Origin of the sequence: Lutibacter citreus, assembly GCF_003260195.1 — a bacterium.
Taxonomy (GTDB): Bacteria; Bacteroidota; Bacteroidia; order Flavobacteriales; family Flavobacteriaceae; genus Lutibacter; species Lutibacter citreus.
In genome coordinates, this window is record NZ_QEIH01000001.1 from 703,817 (window position 1) to 723,789 (window position 19,973).

The window sequence follows — 19,973 nt, forward strand, 5'->3', positions numbered from 1 at the left end:
TATCAATTTTATTAGGCTTTTTAAATTAAAAATTATATTTCATGGAATTACCATATGCAGAACCGTATAAAATTAAAATGATTGAACATATAAAACGTTCAACAAAAAATCAACGCTTAAAATGGATTAAAAAAGCTCATTACAACCTCTTTAACTTAGCATCTGAAAATGTATTTATTGATTTGTTAACAGATTCAGGAACTGGAGCAATGAGCGATAGACAGTGGGCTGAAATGATGGTTGGAGATGAAAGTTATGCAGGGTCATCATCTTTTAAAAAACTTAAAAAAACAGTTAGAAAAATAACAGGTTTTAAATATTTTTTGCCAACTCACCAAGGTAGAGCAGCTGAGAATGTATTATTTTCGGCTATGGTGAAAGAAGGTGATGTTGTTCCTGGAAATTCACATTTTGATACAACAAAAGGACATATAGAATTTAGAAAAGCTTCAGCTATTGATTGTACTATTGATGAAGCTTTTGACACATCAAATATGCACCCTTTTAAAGGGAATATTGATATAAATAAATTGGAAGTAGTTTTTAAAAAATACCCAAAAGAAAGAATTCCGTTTGTTATTTTAACAATTACTTGTAATAGTGCTGGAGGACAACCAGTTTCAATTAAAAATATTTCTGAAGTATCTAAATTGTGTAAACAATACGATATACCATTATATTTTGACGCAGCTCGTTTTTCAGAAAATGCTTACTTCATAAAAAAAAGAGAAGTAGGCTATGAAAACAAAACAATAAAGGAAATTGTAAAAGAAGTTTTTTCATATGGTGATGGAATGACTATGAGTGCAAAAAAGGATGGTCTTGTAAATATGGGAGGCTTTATAGCTTTAAATAATAAAAAAGTATATAAAGAAGCTACTGTTTTTAATATAATGTTTGAAGGTTTTATAACTTATGGAGGAATGAACGGTAGAGATATGGGAGCGTTAGCTGTAGGTTTAGAAGAATCTACGGAATTTAATTATTTAGAGAGTAGGGTAGAGCAAATAGCATATTTAGGGGAAAAGTTAGTTGAATATGGGGTGCCGGTTCAGCAACCGTTTGGTGGTCATGCTATCTTTTTAGACGCAAATAAATTTGTACCAACAATTCCAAGAGAAGAATTTCGAGCTCAAGCTTTAGCTTTGGAGTTATATGTTGTTGGAGGGATTAGAGGTGTAGAAATTGGAACGATATTAGCAGATAGAGATCCTATTACTCGTGAAAACAGATATCCAGAATTGGAACTGGTAAGATTAGCTGTTCCAAGACGTACTTATACAAATAATCATATGGATTACGTTGCAGCAACATTAAAGATGATTTATAATACAAGGGAAGAAGCAAAATCTGGGTATAAAATTATTAATGAAGCACCAATAATGAGACATTTTACAATTGAATTTGATAAAATATAATACTTATTTATCTTTTTTTGTTAATTTTACAGCATTGAAATTGAAAAATAAGTGTTATGATGTTATCTAGGGCAAGTAAATATGCAATTTTGTCAACTTTATTTTTGGCAGAACATGTAGAAGAAAAGAAAAAAATTAGTGTAAAAGTTATTGCAGAAACTATAGATGTTCCTAGTCCTTTTTTGGCTAAATTGTTTCAACAGTTGGTAAAAGGGAAAATAATTTCGTCTACAAAAGGACCAAATGGAGGTTTTTACTTAACAAAGAGTAATCAAAAGAAATCTGTTTTAGATATTATTGAAAATATTGATGGCTTAAACAGGCTAAATGAATGTTTTTTGGGTTTAAATGAGTGTGATGGGGCAAACCCTTGTCCAGTTCATTTTATTGTAGAACCATTTAAACAAAGTATTTTAGGAAAGTTTAGAGATAAAACTATCATGGAGTTTTCTGAAGAGATTGTAGCTCAAGGTCGTAAATTAACACTGAAAGATATTATTCCTGGAGAAATAAAAGACTCTAAATAGTTTTTATAATGACATTTGTCATTTGTTTGTAAAATTAAATATTTATATATTTGCATCTATAAAGGATAAAAAGACCTTTTAATATTATGTAATAATATAACAACTAAACAAACAAACAAATGTTATCTAAAAAACAAGCAAGAGCATTCTTTTTAGGTGGAACATTAGTAACATTCCTTATTTTCATAGGACTTACTATTTTTTCGCTTTCAAAAGATGTTGATCAAACAAACCACGAGAATATTACTCCTGCTGTGGTAAGGGGGAAAGAAATTTGGGAAACTAATAATTGTATGGGCTGCCATACTATATTAGGAGAAGGAGGTTACTATGCTCCTGAATTAACAAAAGTTATTGATCGTTTAAACTTAAAGTACAACGGACAAGGAGAACAAGTTATTAAAAGTATTTTAATGTCTGAAGGACCTTGGCAACCCAATGGTAGAAAAATGGTGGCTTACGGAATGACAGAAGCCGAAGCTTCTGATGTAGTAGCTTTTTTCAAATGGATAGGTGAAATTGATTTAAACGGTTTTGGTGACGTAGTAGGTGTAGATAGAAAAATATCTCCATTAGCAAAAGATAAAAATAACAAATAAGAAAAGACATTATGAAATATAAATCACAAAAAGTAGCCTATTGGTTTTTTGCCCTTTCAATGTTATTGTTTGGTTTGCAAATAGTTTACGGTTTTATTATGGGTTTTGCACATGCCGGATATGACGGGTTACATGAAATTATACCTTTTAACACTGCAAAAGCAGTACATTTAAATCTTCTAGTAGTTTGGTTACTATCTGGTTTTATGGGAGCAGCTTATTATATTATTCCTGAAGAGTCTCAGCGAGAATTGGTAAGTGTTAAATTAGCTTATGTTCAATTAATTAGTTTAGCATTAGTAGGTGTTGCTGCAATTATTGGTTTTCACTTTAATATTTGGGAAGGACGTAAATTTTTAGAAATACCTAGAGGTCTTGATTACCTAGTAGTAGTTAATGTGCTTTTATTTTTAGGAATAATTTTATTAACCTTATTTAAATCAAAACGAAGAACTACAACATCATTGGTACTTTCAATGGGGCTTTTATTTGCTGCATTGTTATACTTACCAGGTATGTTACCTTTTGATAGCCAAGTAACAGATTCATTTTTCAGATGGTGGGTAGTTCACTTATGGGTAGAAGGTGTTTGGGAATTAATTATGGGTGGTATTTTATCATTCTTATTAATAAAATTAACTGGTGTAGATAGAGAAGTTATTGAAAAATGGTTATATGTAATTGTTGGTTTAACTTTCTTATCGGGAGTTTTAGGAACAGGACATCACTATTACTATATTGGTGTAAATAAAATTTGGTTAGTTGTTGGTGGTATATTCTCAGCATTAGAGCCTTTAGCATTTTTAGCAATGGCATTATTTGCTGTAAATATGTACAGAAAAGGTGAGAAAAAACACCCAAATAAATTAGCCTTATATTGGACTCTTGGAGCTGCAATTGTATCTTTTGTTGGTGCAGGATTGTTAGGTTTTGCACATACATTACCTCAAACAAATTTATACACACACGGTACTTTAGTTACAGCAATGCATGGACATTTAGCATTTTGGGGAGCGTATGCAATGATAGTTTTAGCTATTATTAGTTATAGTTTACCAAATATGACAGGGAGAAAATTATACGATAGTACAATAGGAAGAATGGCTTTCTGGTTTTCAAATATTGGAATGATCGGTATGACGGTTGCTTTTGGTGTAGCGGGTGTTGCACAGGTGTATTTAGAGCGTATTATGAAAATAGACTTTATGGAAGTACAAAAATTAACCGAAGTTCATTTTATGGTTTTAATTGTTTGTGCTACGTTATTTACAACAGGTGTTATTTTATACATGATAGATTTTTACAAGCACGGTACACCAACCGATGAAGCTTTAGAGATTCATAATTAGATATTTTATAGATTGATATCCAGAGTTTAAATTAATGTGTAGGTCTCTACATTATAAATGAAGACTCTGGTTATTTTAAATTTAAGTCCTGAATTTGGGATTTAATTTCTCCATTTTTTTTCAAATATTATAAACTCAAAATTTTAATATATTTTGAAAAATGAAACTATAACTAAAACTCAAAAAAATGAAAAAACTAAACAAACTAACTAGCACAATTTTATTAGTGCTAGTGCTACTTGTAGTCTCGAGTTGTTCTAAATCAGAAAAAAAGAAAATTGTTGATTCTTCAAAAATACAGGTGTCTGGAACAATGGATGCCGAATTAACAGCTCCGCCTTTTGTACCATCTCCGGTTGGTGATAGACCTGCAAAAAAATTAATTGTTAATTTGGAGATATTGGAACAAGAAGGAACAATGACTGATGGTGTAAAATATATGTATTGGACTTTTGGAGGTTCTGTTCCTGGAAGTTTTATTAGAACAAGAGTTGGGGATGAAGTAGAATTTACATTATCAAATCACCCAGATAATAAATTACCACATAATATAGATTTACATGCGGTAACTGGCCCTGGTGGAGGTGCAACTTCTTCATTTGTAGCACCAGGTCACGAAAAAACATTTTCTTTTAAAACATTAAACCCAGGATTGTTTGTATACCATTGTGCAACAGCACCTGTAGGTATGCATATTGCTAATGGAATGTATGGTTTAATTTTAGTAGAACCAGAAGGAGGTTTATCTAAAGTAGATAAGGAATACTACATTATGCAAGGTGATTTTTATACAAAAGGAGAAAATGGAGAGCCAGGTTTACAACAGTTCGATATGCAAAAAGCAGTTGATGAAGATGCTGATTATGTTGTTTTTAACGGATCTGTTGGGGCATTAACTGGTGATAATGCAATAACTGCAAATGTTGGCGAAACAGTTCGTTTATATATAGGAAATGGTGGTCCAAATTTAACTTCATCTTTCCATGTTATTGGTGAAATTTTCGACAGAGTTCATATTGAAGGAGGTTCATCTATTAATACAAATGTACAAACAACCTCAATACCGTCAGGTGGTGCAGCAATTGTAGAGTTTAAAGTTGAAGTTCCTGGAACATTTATTTTGGTTGATCACGCTATTTTTAGAGCCTTTAATAAAGGTGCTTTAGGAATGCTAAAAGTAAAAGGAGAAGAAGACAAACAACTTTATTCTGGTGTAAAACAAGAAGGAATTTATAATCCTGAAGGTGGAACTATACAAACAATGCCAAATGGAGCTGATAAAAAAGAAGTTAACCCAAATAAATCGTTAGCTCAAAAAATTGAATCAGGAAGCCAAATTTATACAAAAACTTGTTTTGCTTGTCACCAAGCAAATGGAGAAGGTATTGCAAATGCATTTCCTCCTTTAGCAAATTCAGATTATTTAAATGCAGATGTAAAACGAGCAATAGGTATTGTATTACACGGTAAAACAGGTGAAATTACTGTAAATGGAGCTAAATATAACAGTGTTATGACTAAACAAACGTTAACTGATGATGAAGTTGCTGATGTATTAACCTATGTTTACAATTCTTGGGGAAATAACAAAACCGAAGTTACTCCAATGATGGTTACTGAAGTTAAAAATTCTCACTAAAATTTATATAATGAATACTATTTTTAGATTGATATTTGGGATGTTATTATTTTTTACAATTCATGTTAATTGTCAATCTAAAATGGTATTAATTAAAGGAGGTACTTATATTCCTTTATATGGAAGAGATTCGTTAACAGTAACAATTGGTGATTTTCAAATGGATGTATATCCAGTTACTAATGAAGAATATCTTCAGTTTGTTAAAAAATATCCTAAATGGAGAAAATCCAACGTTAAAAGTTTATTTGCTGATGCCAATTATTTAAGAGGTTGGAAATCAGATACAATTTTAGGTGATAATCAATTATTAAAAGCACCAATAACAAATATTTCTTGGTTTGCGGCAAATGATTATTGTGAATGTCAGGGAAAAAGATTGCCAACTATTGATGAATGGGAATATGTAGCAATGGCAAATGAGGATATTCCAGATGCTAGAATCTTAAAAAACTATAACGATTTTATTTTAGCGTGGTACGAAAAACCAAAAACATTTAATAATGAAATAGGTTCCACATTTAAAAATTATTGGGGTGTTTACGATTTGCACGGACTTGTTTGGGAATGGACTTCAGATTTTAATTCAGTATTAATTTCAGGTGAATCTCGTAAAGATGTTGATACCGATAGTAATCTGTTTTGTGGAAGCGCTGCACTTGGTGCTACAGATTTAATGAATTATGCGGCTTTTATGCGTTATGCAATTCGTGGAAGCAGTAAAGCAAAATACACAATGAAAAACCTAGGTTTTAGATGTGTAAAAGATTTATAAAATGAAATCAAGATGCTAAAAAGTTTATCTCGCTATACGTTCATATAGCGAACAAAACAATTAGGACGTGCTGAACTGAGACGAAGTATGACCTTTAAAAAAATAATAATCACATGAAAATATTAAAATACATAGTAGTTATTTTACTTGTTGTAATTGGATTTCAATCTTGTAAAAACACTTCAAATAAAAAAGCTGAAGTAGTTTATCAATGTCCAATGAAATGTGAAGGTGAAAAAACATATACAGAACCTGGAAGTTGCAGTGTTTGTAAAATGGATTTGAAACCTATTTCAGAACAAGTTTTAAAAAAAATAGCAACAGATGAAATTTCGGATAATTCCATATTTAACTTAACATCTAAGTGGAATACAGAAGAAGGTAAAACTATTCAATTAGAGGATTTAAAAGGTAAAACTTTGGTAATGGTAATGATCTATACCACGTGTAAAGCTGCTTGTCCAAGATTGGTTGCCGATATGAGAAATATTGAAAAAGAGATTCCAAGAGGTTTATTAGGCAATATTAATTTTGTACTGGTTAGTATAGATCCGGAAACGGATACACCTGAAAAATTAAAAGCATTTGCAATTGAAAATTATATGGATGATGAACAATGGACATTTTTACAAGGTTCTGTTTCTGGAGTTCGTGAATTTGCTAATGTTTTAGCCGTAAAATACAAACAAATTTCACCGTTAGATTTTTCACATTCTAATATAATTAGTGTGTTTAATGCTGGTGGAGAATTAGTACATCAGCAAGAAGGATTAGGAGTTGATAATAAAGAAACCATTTCAAAAATTATTGAAATAACAACAAAATAAGTATGAGCAAACAATTACCATATTATCATCAAATAGGAAAAGAAGTAGAGGTGTTTGAACATGCTTATAAAAACAAAATTCCGTTTTTATTAAAAGGTCCTACAGGAACTGGTAAATCTAGATTTATTGAGTATATGGCTCATAAATTAGATAAAAAACTAATTACAATTTCTTGTCACGAAGAAACATCTTCAACGGATTTAGTTGGAAGATATATTATAAAAGGGGCCGAAACTATTTGGTCTGATGGTCCTTTAACAACCGCTTTAAAACAAGGAGCAATAATTTATTTAGATGAAATTGCAGAAGCAAGACCAGATGTTATTGTTGCCATTCACTCATTAACCGATCATAGACGAGAATTATTTATTGATAAATTGGGTGAAACTGTAAAAGCTCACGAAGATTTTATGTTGGTTGCATCCTTTAATCCTGGTTATCAAAAAGGATTTAAAGAATTAAAACCATCTACTCGTCAGCGATTTATAGCAACTTCATTTGCATATCCTGAAGCTAAAATTGAAGCTGAAATATTAGTAAATGAAACTAAGGTAGATAAGGATATTGCTAAAAAACTAGTAAATATTGCTGCTAAGATTAGAAATTTAACAGAGCTTGGTTTGGCAGAAACTGTTTCAACACGTTTGTTGGTTGATGCTGCTAAATTAATTCATAGCGGATTACCAAAACGTTTATCCGTTGAAGTTGCAATTGTAGAACCTTTAACCGATGATTTAGATGTGCTTGAAGCGTTAAAAGATTTATGTAACTTAATGATTTAAGGAAGTCAGAAGTGAGAAGTCAGAAGTCAGAAGTTGGAAGTGAGAAGTTGGAAGTCAGAAGTCAGAAGTTGGAATTTGACGGTTACTGAGCGGAGTCAACACTATAATTAGTTCGTCACGTCATTCTGAACTTGTTTCAGAATCTCATCAACATAAAAATACACACAACAACAAATAGCAATTAACCAAAAACTAAACTCAATAACTAAAAGTAATGTTTGAACCAGATGAATATCTTTTTACAAAACTTGCCTATTACTTTAAACGGAAAAGTAAAAAAAGGCAGGCAGATATTTTACATGCTGTAAATTTAAACGATTTAAAACCTCGTTTAACTATTTTGGCGCGTGCTATTACTGGTGAATCTATTGAAATTTATGAAGCTGAACGAGAAGGAGGTTATAAAAATAATAACTTTTTTCTTCCGGGTCGTTTTGTTGAATTTTCTTCTGTTGATGAAAATATTTCATTTTATTTATTTCGAATTTTATATCTGTCAGTTCAAAAGAATTTAGAGTTAAATTGGAATGATAATCAAGAACACGAGTTGGCAGAGAGTCAGCAGAAAGCCAAAGAAAATTCTAATAAAGTTTTGGATTCATTGTTTGAACAATTTCCAGTAACGGAAAAATATCATAACAAATTTGTTCAATTTTATTCTGAAAAACAAAAAAGTAACACTGCTAAAGACTTTTCATTTATCTACGGAAAATGGATGCGGAATAATCCTGAAGAAGCTTCAGAAGAAAAATTACAGAATTTTACAGAAAAGGTTAAAAAAGCAGATGAAGAGAAGCCAAAAACTATTTTAAAATCTAATGCTGTTGAAGAAATTATTTCTGTTCAGGTAGATATTAAACAACAGGAAGATGCTGTTTTGCAACATCAGTTTGAAAAAGTAGAAACTGCTGAAGAATTTGGTGGGAAATTCCGTGATTTTGATGGTGAAGATGAATTAGATGATCATTCCAATGCGTTAGAAGATATTAATATGAAATATACAGTTCGTGTTGATGATACTGCGCATTCTGTTTATCAGGCTGATTTTATTGAAAACACAACGGTTTCAGAAAGTTCAGAAATTGATGAGAAAGGGTATTGTATAAAATATGATGAATGGGATTATAAAAAGCGAAGCTATAAACCTGATTTTTGTAAAGTGTACCCAAAATCATTATTAAAAACAGATGTTCCATATTACAAAAAAACATTAAACGATAACCGTTCAACTTTAAATGGTTTGCGAAAAATGTTAACTACGGTTAATAATAAATACCAACAACAACGCAGACAAACACAGGGTGAGGAGTTTGATATAGATGCTATTACAGATTTATTTGTTGATGTAAAAACTGGACATACACCTTCGGAAAAAATATATATTTCAAAAAGAAAAAAAGAAAAAGATTTATCCATTTTATTATTGTTAGATGTTAGTTTGTCTAGTGATGGTTACGCGGCAGGAAACCGAGTGATTGATGTTGAAAAACAAGTTTCAATATTATTTGGAGAAATTTTGGAAGAGTTTAATATAGATTTCTCTATTGATTGTTTTTACTCAAAAACACGAAATCATTCTTCATATATAACAATTAAAGGTTTTGATGAAGATTGGAATAAAGCCAAATTTAAAGTTGGTGCAGTAGAACCTAGTGGATATACAAGAATTGGAGCTGCATTGCGTCATTCAGGTGCTATGTTAGATAAGAGAGACACAAAAAATAAATGGGTAATTTTAATTTCGGACGGAAAACCAAACGATTACGATAAGTATGAAGGGAAATACGGAGTTAACGATGTTAAGCAAGCACTTCGTGAATTGAACGAACGAAATATTAATTCTTATGCTCTTGCAATTGAAGCTCAGGCAAAATATTATCTGCCACAAATGTTTGGTCAAAACCACTATCAAATTTTAACTACACCAGTAGAATTACTAAAATCTTTAGTTCAGTTGTACGAAAAAATCAAGCATCAATCTTAATTTAATTGTTGAAAATCAGCTAGTTTTATTCATTTAATTACTTACCTAAAACGTTGTAGTATAGTTTATTGTGTTATTTAAATAAAAAAGGATAACTTTGTCTTTTATTATGTATATTTGTACTCTAAATATATGATTATGGATATAACAAAAGAAAATACAGTTGCTGAGGTAGTATCAAAAAACCTTGGGTCTGATCACGTTTTTAGCAAATATAAAATTGATTTTTGCTGTGGAGGTGGAGATACGTTAGAGAAAGCTTGTAATGAAAAGGGAATTGATTTTGAAGTTTTAAAACAAGAAATTGAAGCTTTAAATAATAAAATTTCTGGAGGTGTTGCTATTGAAGAATTGGATATACCAACATTAATTGATCAAGTAAAAGAGGTGTATCATATAGTAATTAGCGATGCTTTTTATGAAATATCACCTTATGCTGAAAAAGTTGCAAATGTTCACGGTGGAGCACATAAAGAATTAGTTGAAATTAATGATTTATATAAAAATGTTGAATTAGTAATTAATGAAACGTTTAGAAATTCACTTATGAGTTTGTATCCAATTATTAATGAAATTGTGGATGCAAATGAAAAATCTGAGGAGGTTTCAATAGATACATTGCAAGCCTTTCAAAAAGCCATTGAAAGAAATGAAATTGCTCAAAAATTAATTGGAGATTCTTTTAAAGAAATAGCTAGTTTATCATCAAATTATCAAGTTCCGGAAGACGGTTGTAATTCATACAAATTCCTGTATAAAAATTTAAAACAACTTGAGCACGAAGTTCATAAATACATGCATTTTGAAAAAAATGTATTAATACCAAAAGCTTTAAATATTATTGAATAATGAATTCATTTTTACCAACTGTTGAAAAATTACCAGAAGGACATCCTATAAAAGTTTATTACCAGGAAGGAGCCTTAATACAAAATATATTATTAGAATTATATGATGCTGATCCTGTTGAAGATTTTCAAAAATACTTCAATATTTTTAATCAATTAACCACCATTGAAAAACGTTTTGCACGTAAAGAAAATCAATTATTTCCATATTTAGAAAAACACGGTTGGGAAGGTCCAAGCCAAGGTATGTGGTCTTTTCATGATAATTTACGTGATCAAATTCGTTTGTTAAATGGATATAATACAGAAAAAAATACAGAAAAAATTGTTGATAATATTCCATATTTAATTGAAGGTGTTAAGCGATTAATGTCTATTGAAGATACACGTCTGTTTCCAAATTCAATGGATTTGTTGAGTGAAGATGAATGGAAAGAGTTTTACCAAGGTGATGAAGAAATAGGTTGGATGTTATTAGAGAAACCGGTACCATTTCCGGCAATTGAAAAGGAAGAATATGTTCACCCGAGTCAAGATTTTAAAAAGCGTGAATTATCTTTTTCATTAGATAATACTTTTCATTATGATGAGGGATATATGACACCTGAACAAGTAAATTTATTACTTCGTTTTTTACCAATAGATATTACGTATGTTGATGAAAATGATAAAGTAATATTTTACAACAGGGGAGATGATCGTGTTTTTCCTAGAAGTAAAGGAATTATTGGAAGAGAGGTTCGTTTTTGCCATCCTCCAAAAAGTGTTGATATGGTTTTACGTATTGTTGAAGAATTTAAAGCAGGAACAAAAGATGTTGCTGAGTTTTGGTTTAATTTTAAAGGACGCATAATTCATATTAGATATTTTGCAATAAGAAATGACAAAAAAGAGTACAAGGGTGTAATTGAAATGTCGCAAGATATTACAGAAATTCAAAAACTTGAAGGTCAAAAAAGATTGTTAGACTGGGATTAAATTTATAGTATGCAAACACAAAAAATAAATCATAAAAGTCTTTATTATCCACCAGGTGGAATCTTAATGTGGATAGTAATTTTTTTGGAGCTAATTACTTTCGGAATGGCTTTAATAGCTATGGTGTTTTATAGTAAAGATGAGCCTGTAATATTTCATAATTCACGTTTGTTATTAAACTCAACTTTTGGAGCAATAAATACTGTATTCTTAATTACAAGTGGTTTTTTTATGGCAAAATCTGTTGAAAGCTATAAAGAAAATAATACAACTAAAACTTCATTGTATTTAAAACTAACAATGTTAGGAGGAGTTTTATTTTTAATACTAAAAAGTATTGAGTATTATGGAAAAATAGGTGCGGGATTAACTATTGGGTATAATATTTTTTTCTCGTTTTATTGGATGCTAACCTTGTTCCATGTAATTCATGTTATTGTTGGTTTGGTTATTTTAATTTCTATTTTCTATGGAATTAAAAAAGGAAAAAACTCAACAAATATTGAAGATTTTGAAGCAGGTGCAGCCTTTTGGCATATGTGTGATTTAATTTGGTTATTACTATTTCCTATAATTTATTTAATATTTTAACATGAAGAATTCTAAGTTTTTAGGAGTGTGGATTGCTTTAATAGTGTTAACCGTTATTTCTGCTTTAGTTTCAAATTCTAGTTTATATTATGCTTCATCAATAATTATAATTCTTGCAGTTGTAAAATTTATTGGAATTTCATTTTATTTTATGGAGCTTAAAAAGGCACATATATTTTGGAAAGCAAGTGTGCTGTTTTATTTAGTTCTGTTTTCAATTATAATTATATCTTTTTTATAAAAAAATATAAAAAGTTGACAAAAGTCAGTGATTAAATCTATTAATGCATGTATTTTCGCTTTATATAAAGATAAAAAGGTCTTTATATTTATAAATTTCAACAAAATTAAAATTATTTAAAATGAAAAAATTTTTCTTTTTAACAGTATTAGTAACGCTATTAGTAACAACTTTATCTGCTCAACAATTTGATTTGTCTGCTGAAATTAGACCTCGTTATGAAAATCAACATGGAGTTAAGTCTCTGTTACCAACTAACGCTGATGGATCAAATTTTGTTTCTCAACGTACACGATTAAACTTCAATTTTACACAAGATAAAATTAAATTAGGAGTTTCTTTACAAAATGTTCGTGTTTGGGGTGATGTTAGTACATTGGCTTCAGATGATAAATCTACACAATTACACGAAGCTTGGGCTGAAGCTTTATTGTCTGATGTTTTTTCTTTAAAATTTGGTAGACAAGAGATTGTTTATGATGATAGTAGAATTTTTGGTAACGTAGGTTGGGCACAGCAAGCTAGAAGTCATGATGCTTTGCTAGCTAAATTTAAAATTTCAGAGAATAGTAAACTTGATTTAGGGTTTGCATTAAATTCTGATTCTCAAGCAGCATTAGATAATTTATATTCAAATGTAGCTGGTTATAAAACGTTTCAATATGCTTGGTACAATAGTAAGTTAAATGATAATTTTGGATTAAGTTTATTGGCTTTAAATAATGGTATTGAATTTTTAGATGGAGCTGATCAAAAAGTTGATTACACTCAAACTTTAGGAGGTAGATTAACTTATGGAAAAAATAAAATTGCTGCGGATGCTGCTGCATACTTGCAAAGTGGAGAGAATAGTAATAATGATGTTAGTGCAAGTTATTTAACTGCAAACTTAAAATATAAAGCTTCAAATGAATTTACAGTAGGTGTTGGAGCAGAATACTTATCAGGTTCAGATATTGATTTTGCAACAAATACAAATCTAGATTCTAAAAATAAATCTTTCTCACCTTTATATGGTACTAACCATAAATTTAATGGTTGGATGGATTATTTTTATGTTGGTAATCACGGAGCAAATGTTGGTTTAGTTGATTTAAATGCTGTTGTAACTTATAAAAAAGATAAGTTCTCTGCTACTTTAATGCCTCATTTCTTTTCTTCTGCAGCTGATATTTATATTGGTTCTGTGAAAAAAGACAACAATTTAGGTGCTGAAATAGATCTTAATTTAGGATATAAAATTTCCAATGATATTACGGTAAATGCAGGTTATTCTTTATTATTTGCTAATGATTCTATGGAATTAATAAAAGGAGGTGACAAGGATGAAAACAACTCTTGGGCTTGGGTAATGTTTACCTTTAAACCAAAATTATTTTCTTCAAAATAAATTATTTGAATAAATGTTTGAAAAACTGGTGCCTTACTTTTGTAAAGTGCTGGTTTTTTTATTTTTAAAAATAGGTTACTACTATTATTAAATAGAATAAATAACTACTTCTATTATCCTAAAACGTTATAAGTTAACAAACACCATCCTAAAACTAATAACAATCCTCCCAAAGGTGTTATTGGGCCTAAAAATCGCAATTTTTTATTCTTAGCTGAAGAAATAACTAAGCCATAAATACTAAAAGAAAATAGTATAATTCCTAGTATAAATGAATAAACCATATATTTTTCAGAGGCAGACTCTAAATTGAAATTGAACCCAATAAGTAATAAAACAACAACATGATACATTTGGTATTTTACACCAGTTTCAAAACTTTTTAATTGTTCTTCTGAAAGTATCTTTTTTAAAGCGTGCGCTCCAAAAGCACCGAAAATTACAGCTAATCCTCCTAAAATACTTGCAATTACTAATGTTATTTGTGGCATAAAGTTTATTTATTAAGGCGTAAATTTACTATAATAAATTTAGCTAATTGCAAAATATAGTTTTGAGATGCGCAAGTAGGGTAAATTAATAAATGATAGTTTATTGACTATTTAAAATGTTATTACTAATTAAGGAAACTGTTATAAAAGTATTAATGTTTACTATTGGATTTAATTTATAAAAAAAGGCTGATAAAAAAGTAAAATATTCGTCAATCTGAACTTAATCAGCTATGCTGAATCTTCAATTTCAGAATGACGGTTTTAATTCCTTTTTATTCAGCCTTTTTTTTAATATTAAAAGTAGAATTACTTTTTTAGAACCCTAACATTTTGTTCTTCAATTTTTTTATCTGATAACATTGAAGGAGCTCCGAAAAGTAAATCATCACTTGTTCCTGTTTTAGGGAAAGCCATTACTTCTCTTATAGAAGCTTTTTTCTCTAAAATCATCATTAATCTATCAACTCCCCAAGCAATTCCTCCGTGTGGTGGTGCTCCGTATTGGAAAGCTTTATACATAGCTCCAACACTTTTAATCATTTCATTTTTATTGTAACCCATATTTCTATAAGTTGCCTCTAATATTTCAGCTTTGTGCGCACGAACAGATCCTCCACCAATTTCAAAACCGTTTAAGATTAAATCATATTGCTGAGCTATAATAGTTCCAATTTCGTCCTCTTTACCACTCATATGTTTCTCTAAATCGTAAATAGCAGGCATTGAGAATGGATTGTGAGTAAATGTCCATCTACCTTCATCAGTTTTTTCAAACATTGGGAAATCTACAACCCAAGCAGGGCGTAATTCTTTAGGGTTAATTAAATTTAATATTTTTCCCATTTCCTGACGAACAGCATCTAAAGCTTTGTTTGCTGTTTCATAATCTGCGGCAGAGAAAAATACAATATCACCAACTTCAGCATTTGTTTCATTAATAATTCCTGCAGCAATTTCTGCACCTAAAAACTTAATAATAGGAGATTGTAAATCATTCTCATTTACAATAATATAAGCTAAACCACCTAGTCCGTTTTGTTGTGCAATTGCAGTCAAGTTTTCAATCTGACCTTTAGACATACGCTTGCTTCCTTGCTCTTTTGCAGTAACTTTAATACATTTTACAATTCCCCCTTGTTCAATAGGCTTGCTAAATACTTGGAACGTTGTATCTTTTACAATGTTGGTAATGTCTTGCATTTTCAATCCAAAACGTAAATCAGGTCTATCACAACCGTAAAAGTCCATAGCTTCTTTGTAGGTAATTACTTCAAACGGATGTAAAATCCATTTTTTACCATATATTTTTTTCACTATTTCATTAAACATTTTGGTGTTTAAATCTATAATCTGCTGCATACTTGCGTATGCCATTTCAATATCTAATTGCGTAAATTCTGGCTGACGATCTCCACGAGAATCTTCATCTCTAAAACAACGTGCAATTTGAAAATATTTTTCATAACCACTAACCATTAACATTTGTTTAAATTGTTGAGGTGCTTGTGGTAAGGTGTAAAAAGAACCTGCTTGTTTACGTGTAGGAACAATAAATTCTCTAGCTCCTTCATCGGTTCCGGCTGTTAAAATTGGTGTTTCAATTTCTAAGAATTCCTCTTCATCTAAAATATCACGCATTAGTTTAATAACCTTATGGCGATTTACAATTGCTCTTCTAACATCATCATTTCTGTGATCTAAAAATTTGTATTGAAAACGAACAGTTTCACTAGTTTTTGTGGCTCTTTTTATTTCAAAAGGAAGCGTTTTAGATAAATTTAAAATTTCTAATTCAGAAGTTTCTAATTCAATTTTACCAGTTCTTAAACTAGCATTATAATCATCTTCATTTCTTTGAACCACAATTCCAGTTACAGAAATTACAGTTTCAGGTTTTAGTTTTACCAATTCATCTAAATTAGGAAATGATTCTCTACTTAAACGTACTTGAAAAATTTCCTGACTAGAGTCTCTTAAATCAATAAACATTAATTCACCGTGGTCACGAACACTAGAAACCCAACCTGCTAAAGTTACTTTTTCTGAGATTGTTTTTTCAGATAATTGAGAGGCTTTATGTGTTCTATAATTATCTTTTATAATAATAGGAATCTCGGGTAAGCTTTCATCATGATCTTTTTTTTCTGAAGTATGATCTGTAGATGTGTCTTTGTCTGAATCACTTTTAGTTTGCTTAGTCCCAACGGAACTTAATTCATCTAAAATACCTTTTCTAATAACCTTTCCTGAAGCTCCTTTTCCAATAATTCCAATAATTTTACCAACTAAAATACCAGCTTTACCTTGGTTTCCAGCTTTTATATCATTTGCAATAGCTTCATTTTCTGAAATTACTTTTTGAATAGCTTCTTTAATTTTTTCTTCTGAAATAGTATTGTCTTCAAAATACTTGTTATAATCAAAAGTTCTATCTTTTAAGTAAGAAGTAATTCCGTTTTGAGCTAAAACAGCAGTGATTTTTTCAGCTTTAAACAACTGAAAAATTTCAATTAAACTGTCTATATTATTAATAGCAACATAATCATCTGGCTTAATATTATTTACCAAAGTTTTTGCAACAAAAGAAGGATCTTTCAATTCATTATTGATATCCATAAATACTTTTGAGCGAACAGCATCTGCAGTAAAGAATTTAGCGTCTTGTGGTAAAACTCCACCTTTAATTAAAACAGTTTCAACAGCAAAAGGCAATGCGCTTGTATCAACAGAAATTGCTTTAATTTCATTTTTAATACTTACAAAAGGTAAATCTGGTTCAGAAATGAAACGATAATCAGCTTCAAATTCTTTTTTACGCATTGTTTTGGTTTGCTTTAAATCTGCATCCCAAAGTACTGTTGTTTGATCTGGTCTAAACTCTTTATGTTCAACGTAATAATTAAGTTGTTTTTCAATTTCTTCCTTTAAAGCATCCACCATAAACTTAAACGAATTCAAGTTTTTAATTTCAGTTCTAGGGTTTAAATCGTAACTTCTTCTTTTACGTAAAGAAACAGAAACATCTGATTTAAACTCTCCTTTTTCAAGGTTTGCTTCAGAAATTCCTAAATTTTGAACAATACGTTGAATGTATTGTGCATAAGTTGAGGCATCTTCAATATTTCTAATACAAGGTTCAGTAACAATTTCAATTAATGGCACACCAGCTTTGTTAAAATCTACTAACGAAACTTTTTTCTCGTGCATTAATTTTGCAGCATCTTCCTCAATATGAACTTGAGTTAAGTTCACGGTAAATTGTGATCCATCATTTCGGTAACAAGATACGTGTCCGTCTGGAATGATTGGATTATGAAACTGCGTAATTTGAATATTTTTAGGATTATCTGGGTATTCATAATGTTTTCTATCCCAGGATATTACTTCATTATCAAATGAAGATTCTACTGCTTTTCCAAAATAAATAGCTTTTGTAATAGCTTCTTTATTTATTGCCGGTAAAATTCCCATTTGTCCTGTACAAACTGAACAAATGTTGTGGTTTGGTGTTTCTATTTCTTGATTTGGACAAGAACAAAACAACTTTGTTTTGGTATTTAATCGAACATGTGTTTCCAGTCCAATTACCAATTCTAAATCGTTGGCTTTTATAGCCGCATTTAACTGTTCCAATTCCATTATATTGTATCTTTTAAGAAGTTAGCAAACTTCAGTACCAATTCTTCATTATTTTTTGCTGCAGAAATTTGCAAGCCAGTAACCGTTCCTTGAGGAACCGTAAGTGTAGGTAATTGACCTAAACTAAACCCTACGGTATATGCATCTGATAAATACATTGCATGTGGATCTTTTAAACTTTCACCAATTTTTGGAGGTGAACTAGGAGTTACGGGAGATAAAATCACATCTACTTCTTGAAAATCTTTTCTAAAATTTTCAGAAATTTGATCTCTTAAAGCTAATCCTTTTAAGTATATTTCATCAGAAAATCCTTGGGATAATACTTGATTTCCCCCAACAATTCTTCGTTTTGATTCTTCTGAAAAGTTTTCAGAACGTGTAACGGCATAGGTTTCAATTAAGTTTTCAGCTTCAATTCTATTACCATAATTAGTTCCATCTAATCGAGATAAGTTAGAAGCTGTTTCAGCCATTGCCAAAGTATAATATGTTGAAACTAAAATATCAGATTTAAAAAAATCTAATTCTTTTATTTTAATTCCGGTTGCTTTAATTTTTTCAATACTAGCTAAAAAATCAGCTTTTACATCAGGATCAATAGCTTTACTTTCAATAAAGTTTTTAAAATAACCAACGGTTTTAATTGTGTTTGTTGAAATTTCTTTTTCAGAAATACTTTTTGAATTATAAGAAGTTTGATCTTTAGAATCTTTTCCACTCATTACATTCAAAATAATACGAATATCTTCAACCGTTTTTGCTAATGGACCAACACAATCAGTTGATGAAGCATATGCCATTAATCCGAAACGAGAAATTTTTCCGTAAGTTGGTTTTAAACCATAAATGTTATTGTATCCTGCTGGTTGACGAATGGATCCTCCAGTATCTCCACCAATTGAAAATACAGTATAATCTTTGGCTACATTTACAGCAGATCCACCACTTGAACCTCCTGCAACCAATTCTGGATTGATTGCATTTTTTACAGCTCCAAAAATAGTATTTTCACTAGATGATCCGTGACCAAAACTGTCACAATTTTCTTTTACTAAAGGAATTGCCCCAGCATCTAATAATTTTTGAATAGCTGTTGCTGTATAAGGTGATTTGTAATTTTTTAACAAATTTGAACTAGCAGTTGTATATGTTCCTTGAACCATATATACATCTTTAATTCCAAAAGGAATTCCTTCTAACAGACCAATTTTTTCGCCTTTTTGAATTTTAGCATCTACTTTAGCTGCTAATTCTAGAGCTGTAATTTCAAGCAAGGAATTTACAGTGTTATAAGTGTTTTCTTTAAGTAAATCTAATCTTTCTTGTACCAAAGCTGTACAAGTTATTTCTTTAGACACCAGTTGTTGGTGTATGTGTTTTATTTGAGAATCCATTTTAACCTTCTATAACTTTCGCAACTACTAAATATCCATTTTTCTTGTTCGGGAAGTTTTCTATAATTAGTTGTTTTTCTATAGCCGAACTCTCTATTACAACATCTTCTCTTAAATTATTTATAGACACGCAATTATTATTAACATTATTTAAAGAATTATTATTTGTTAAATTTGCATTTTTTATTACATCAAATAATTTGTTCACAGACTCAGATGGCTGTGCTCCTTTAATACTCGACAAAATGTCGACTGTCATAATTTTGCTCATGTCTTTTTATTTTAATTTATAAGTCATTCATTCAAGTTTGCAAAATTACGAAAGTTTTATGAGGGTAACACGATTTTTTTTAAAGAACAAGAGCGTAAAATAACAGATTTCTATACTATTGGTACTATAATTTAGGATATGTTAAATGTATCTTCATATCATTGGTGTATATATAAATTAAGGATTGATATGCGCTTGGAAATTCAATTTTTTCTAATTTGTTA

18 protein-coding genes are annotated in these 19,973 nt (G+C 30.1%); 14 read left to right on the top strand and 4 right to left on the bottom strand.

Going from position 1 to position 19,973, the window contains the following annotated elements:
- Window positions 1–41: 41 nt before the first annotated feature.
- From DAD81_RS02750 to DAD81_RS02815, 14 genes are all read left to right on the top strand, one after another.
- Window positions 42–1,418, top strand: coding sequence for a tryptophanase (locus DAD81_RS02750; RefSeq protein ID WP_111706690.1), 1,377 nt, complete (start codon window positions 42–44; stop codon window positions 1,416–1,418).
- Window positions 1,419–1,474: 56 nt separating this feature from the next.
- Window positions 1,475–1,945 carry an RrF2 family transcriptional regulator gene (locus DAD81_RS02755; RefSeq protein WP_245949167.1) on the top strand — a complete coding sequence of 157 codons (471 nt, stop codon included), beginning with the start codon at window positions 1,475–1,477 and terminating at the stop codon, window positions 1,943–1,945.
- A 119-nt stretch (window positions 1,946–2,064) separates the two neighbouring features.
- Window positions 2,065–2,544 (top strand): c-type cytochrome, encoded by a 480-nt coding sequence (locus tag DAD81_RS02760; RefSeq protein WP_111706692.1) that lies wholly within the window; start codon window positions 2,065–2,067, stop codon window positions 2,542–2,544.
- A gap of 11 nt (window positions 2,545–2,555) precedes the next feature.
- Window positions 2,556–3,893: a cbb3-type cytochrome c oxidase subunit I gene (locus DAD81_RS02765; protein WP_111706693.1), complete on the top strand. Its 1,338-nt coding sequence runs from the start codon at window positions 2,556–2,558 to the stop codon at window positions 3,891–3,893.
- A 187-nt stretch (window positions 3,894–4,080) separates the two neighbouring features.
- The gene (nirK, locus tag DAD81_RS02770) at window positions 4,081–5,532 is read left to right on the top strand and encodes a copper-containing nitrite reductase (RefSeq protein WP_111706694.1); all 1,452 of its coding nucleotides are present in this window, start codon (window positions 4,081–4,083) and stop codon (window positions 5,530–5,532) included.
- Window positions 5,533–5,542: 10 nt separating this feature from the next.
- Window positions 5,543–6,307: a formylglycine-generating enzyme family protein gene (locus DAD81_RS02775; RefSeq protein WP_394340145.1), complete on the top strand. Its 765-nt coding sequence runs from the start codon at window positions 5,543–5,545 to the stop codon at window positions 6,305–6,307.
- A 113-nt stretch (window positions 6,308–6,420) separates the two neighbouring features.
- A complete protein-coding gene (locus DAD81_RS02780; RefSeq protein WP_111706695.1) occupies window positions 6,421–7,134 on the top strand; it encodes an SCO family protein in 714 nt (237 codons plus the stop codon).
- Window positions 7,135–7,136: 2 nt separating this feature from the next.
- Window positions 7,137–7,916, top strand: a complete 780-nt coding sequence (locus tag DAD81_RS02785) for a CbbQ/NirQ/NorQ/GpvN family protein (RefSeq protein ID WP_111706696.1) — start codon at window positions 7,137–7,139, stop codon at window positions 7,914–7,916.
- A gap of 214 nt (window positions 7,917–8,130) precedes the next feature.
- Window positions 8,131–9,900 carry a nitric oxide reductase activation protein NorD gene (locus DAD81_RS02790; protein WP_111706697.1) on the top strand — a complete coding sequence of 590 codons (1,770 nt, stop codon included), beginning with the start codon at window positions 8,131–8,133 and terminating at the stop codon, window positions 9,898–9,900.
- A 138-nt stretch (window positions 9,901–10,038) separates the two neighbouring features.
- Window positions 10,039–10,749: a DUF542 domain-containing protein gene (locus DAD81_RS02795; RefSeq protein WP_157961062.1), complete on the top strand. Its 711-nt coding sequence runs from the start codon at window positions 10,039–10,041 to the stop codon at window positions 10,747–10,749.
- Complete coding sequence (locus DAD81_RS02800) at window positions 10,749–11,726, top strand: DUF438 domain-containing protein (protein WP_111706699.1); 978 nt, start codon at window positions 10,749–10,751, stop codon at window positions 11,724–11,726. Before DAD81_RS02795 ends, DAD81_RS02800 begins: the two co-directional genes overlap by 1 nt.
- Before the next feature lie 9 nt (window positions 11,727–11,735).
- Window positions 11,736–12,317 carry a cytochrome c oxidase subunit 3 gene (locus DAD81_RS02805; RefSeq protein WP_111706700.1) on the top strand — a complete coding sequence of 194 codons (582 nt, stop codon included), beginning with the start codon at window positions 11,736–11,738 and terminating at the stop codon, window positions 12,315–12,317.
- Between the two features lies 1 nt (window position 12,318).
- Entirely contained in the window at window positions 12,319–12,558 is a 240-nt protein-coding gene (locus DAD81_RS02810; RefSeq protein ID WP_111706701.1) for a cytochrome C oxidase subunit IV family protein, read from the top strand.
- A 121-nt stretch (window positions 12,559–12,679) separates the two neighbouring features.
- Window positions 12,680–13,948, top strand: a complete 1,269-nt coding sequence (locus DAD81_RS02815; protein WP_111706702.1) for an alginate export family protein — start codon at window positions 12,680–12,682, stop codon at window positions 13,946–13,948.
- 113 nt (window positions 13,949–14,061) lie between these two features.
- Here the strand turns inward: DAD81_RS02815 and DAD81_RS02820 are convergent, their stop codons facing one another.
- The 4 genes from DAD81_RS02820 to DAD81_RS02835 form a co-directional block, all read right to left on the bottom strand.
- A complete protein-coding gene (locus DAD81_RS02820) occupies window positions 14,062–14,439 on the bottom strand; it encodes a DUF423 domain-containing protein (RefSeq protein WP_111706703.1) in 378 nt (125 codons plus the stop codon).
- A 309-nt stretch (window positions 14,440–14,748) separates the two neighbouring features.
- Entirely contained in the window at window positions 14,749–18,081 is a 3,333-nt protein-coding gene (gene gatB/aspS / locus DAD81_RS02825) for a bifunctional amidotransferase subunit GatB/aspartate--tRNA ligase AspS (RefSeq protein ID WP_111706704.1), read from the bottom strand.
- Complete coding sequence (locus tag DAD81_RS02830; RefSeq protein ID WP_111706705.1) at window positions 18,081–19,478, bottom strand: amidase family protein; 1,398 nt, start codon at window positions 19,476–19,478, stop codon at window positions 18,081–18,083. Before DAD81_RS02830 ends, gatB/aspS begins: the two co-directional genes overlap by 1 nt.
- Before the next feature lies 1 nt (window position 19,479).
- Window positions 19,480–19,749, bottom strand: coding sequence for an Asp-tRNA(Asn)/Glu-tRNA(Gln) amidotransferase subunit GatC (locus tag DAD81_RS02835; RefSeq protein ID WP_179950013.1), 270 nt, complete (start codon window positions 19,747–19,749; stop codon window positions 19,480–19,482).
- Window positions 19,750–19,973: the final 224 nt, after the last annotated feature.